The sequence below is a fragment of the Noviherbaspirillum sp. genome (assembly GCF_035654295.1).
Taxonomy (GTDB): domain Bacteria; phylum Pseudomonadota; class Gammaproteobacteria; order Burkholderiales; family Burkholderiaceae_D; genus Noviherbaspirillum.
On sequence record NZ_DASRXF010000136.1, the window covers coordinates 1 to 2466 of the forward strand.

The following is a 2466-nucleotide window of genomic DNA, read 5'->3' on the forward strand; positions in this document are numbered from 1 at the left end:
GATGTCGTCGATGTCGGTCGAGGATCCGTACCAGGCGAGGATTTTTCCATCGCCATCCTTGAGCGGCACGCCGTGCGAGAGGAACCAGCGGTAGCGGCCGTCGGCGCCGCGTCCGCGGTGTTCGATGCGGTAGTCCTCGCCGGTGCGCAGCGCGTGCTCGAGCGCGCGCTGCGTGGCGGCAACATCGTCGGGATGGATGGGCGCCACATATTCGGAGCCGAGCTTCATTTGCGGACCGACGTACTGGCGAAAGCGCTCATTGACGTAGGTAAGGGTGCCGTCGGGCGACATGGACCACACGAGCTGCGGCATGGAATCGGTGATCAGCCTGAAGCGCTGTTCGCTTTCCTCCAGCGCCTGCCGGGCATGGAGGTGCTCGGTCATGTCGCGCAGGAAAAAGACCGAGCCCGCGAGCCTGCCTCCTTCGTGCAATGGAGTAAGAGTGCCTGCCATCGTGATGCAGCTACCGTCCTTCCGCACGAAGGTCTCGACATGTCCGAGAAGGGTGCCGCCGTCGGCGGCGGCACGGCCGAACGGACAATTGGCGCCAGGCGGCCGGATCACTTCATGCAGGTGCTTGCCGGTCAATTCCTCACGGGAATAGCCGAATACCCTTTCCGCCGCCGGGTTGGCGTAGACCACGCGCCCGTCCGGATCCTTGACGAAGATGGGATCGACGGCGTTTTCGGCTATGGCGCGATAGGTATCGATAGGCGGCGGCAACGCGTTTCCTTGGCGTGGCGAAGGGTTTGTTCGTGTGCTGGAGGGCAGTTGTGGTTTCGACCAGTCCGGACGCGCAAGGTTCTTTCAGGCAGCTTCGCCATGCAGCGTCCTTTTCCAAAATTGATTGACTCAGATCAACCGGCACCCGTGCATTTGCAGCGTGGTGTGCCTATAGTGGACGCAAGGGTTCCTGCCGGCCGGGCATGGCCGGTGACCCCCTTGATGGGAGGACACCATGTACAACAGGATTCTGATCCCCACCGATGGTTCCCGCCTGGCCGATCTCGCCGCGCTCGCGGGAGTCGAGTTCGCGTCCATGTGCGACGCCGCGGTCGTGGGGCTGTACGTCGCGCCGGAATACCAGTATCCGGTCAGTATCGAAATCATTCCCCCGTCCTATCCAACGGAAGAAGAATACCTGGCGGCCACGCGCAAGACGGGCGGCGAGTACCTAGCGGGACTATGCAGCGCGGCGGCGGAGGCGGAGCTGGAAGTGAAGGGGCTGACGGCCTATTCGAACAAGCCCGCGCAAAAGATCGTCGAGGTGGCAAGGGAGCAGGACTGCGACCTGATCTTCATCGGCTCGCACGGCCGCAGCGGCATCGAGCAGCTCCTGCTCGGCAGCGTCACGTCGAAGGTGCTGTCCCTGTGCGACATTCCGGTGCTGGTTTACCGCAGGAGAAACGACACGACCTGAAGAAGGAGGATGACATGTCCTACAAGACCATCATCGTGCATGCCGAAAAGAGCCGGCATGCGAAGCAGGTGATTGCGCTGGCGGCATCGATCGCGGCGCAGGAAGAGGCGCACCTGGCCGGCATCGCCGCCACGGGCGTGTCCCGCTACATCTACCAGTCCGGCATGATCGACCCGATGGCGCCGGCCGCATCGGACCACCTTGCCCGGCACCTGGACGCGCTGCACGAGCGTGCGCGGGCGGCACTGGACGATTTCGAGACGCAGATGCAGGGATCGGAAGTGCGCTCCTGGGAAGGTGCGCTGATCGACGACGAAGCGGGCGCCGGCCTCGCGCTGCGCGGGCGCTACAGCGATTTGCTGGTACTCGGCCAGGTCGACCGCGATCAGCCCTCGCCGGTCGTGATGCCGGACTTTCCGGAATATGTCGTGCTCAACGCCGGCCGCCCGGTGCTGGTGGTGCCCTTTGCCGGGCACTTCGACCACGTCGGCAAGCGCGTGCTGGTGGCCTGGGACGCGGGCGTCGCGGCTACCCGTGCCGTCGTCAATGCGATCCCGATGCTGCGCCGGGCTGACCTCGTCGAGGTGGCAGTGTTCAACGCGGAAGATGCCGGCGACGCACACGGCGATATCGCCGGTGCCGACATTGCGCTGTATCTCGCCCGCCACGGCGTCAAGGTGGACGTGATCCGGCAAAGGACGCGCATCGATATCGGCAGTTCGCTGCTGTCGCTGGCGGCGGACCTCGGCTCCGACATGATCGTGATGGGTTGCTACGGGCATTCGCGCTTGCGCGAAATCCTGCTGGGCGGCGTCACCCGCACCATGCTGCAATCGATGACGGTGCCGGTGCTGATGTCGGCCTAGCGCAGGTGCGGCGGCGTCTGCCTGATGGCCGCCGCAAAGGCCTTGTGCGCCTCCACGTCCACCGGCTTGTAGACGATGCGTTCAGCCGGAGGATAGCCGGCGACATTGTTGCAGTTTTTCAGGTCGCGCTGCGGCCGCACCGGGCGCGGGACGAATCCGCCGCCGCAGTTCGGGCATACG

General features: G+C 64.8%; 3 protein-coding genes and 1 pseudogene. 2 read left to right on the forward strand and 2 right to left on the reverse strand.

The window, feature by feature from the left end:
- A partial coding sequence (locus VFF99_RS13570; protein ID WP_325018729.1) for a PAS domain-containing protein occupies positions 1 to 723 on the reverse strand: 723 nt, incomplete at its 3' end.
- A 235-nt stretch (positions 724 to 958) separates the two neighbouring features.
- Between VFF99_RS13570 and VFF99_RS13575 the strand changes: the two genes are divergently transcribed.
- Both VFF99_RS13575 and VFF99_RS13580 read left to right on the forward strand, forming a co-directional pair.
- A complete protein-coding gene (locus VFF99_RS13575; protein ID WP_325018731.1) occupies positions 959 to 1420 on the forward strand; it encodes a universal stress protein in 462 nt (153 codons plus the stop codon).
- Between the two features lie 14 nt (positions 1421 to 1434).
- Complete coding sequence (locus VFF99_RS13580) at positions 1435 to 2286, forward strand: universal stress protein (RefSeq protein WP_325018733.1); 852 nt, start codon at positions 1435 to 1437, stop codon at positions 2284 to 2286.
- On the opposite strand, the pseudogene VFF99_RS13585 reads toward VFF99_RS13580, so the two are convergent.
- Positions 2283 to 2466 (reverse strand): annotated as a pseudogene (locus VFF99_RS13585) (DUF1272 domain-containing protein); the annotation flags it as partial. The gene VFF99_RS13580 and the pseudogene VFF99_RS13585 sit on opposite strands and share 4 nt — an antisense overlap.

What these genes read in the sequence shown, in the direction of transcription:
- VFF99_RS13575 (WP_325018731.1), top strand. Translation starts at nt 959, where the DNA reads ATGTACAACAGGATTCTGATCCCCACCGATGGTTCCCGCCTGGCCGAT.
- VFF99_RS13580 (WP_325018733.1), top strand. Translation starts at nt 1,435, where the DNA reads ATGTCCTACAAGACCATCATCGTGCATGCCGAAAAGAGCCGGCATGCG.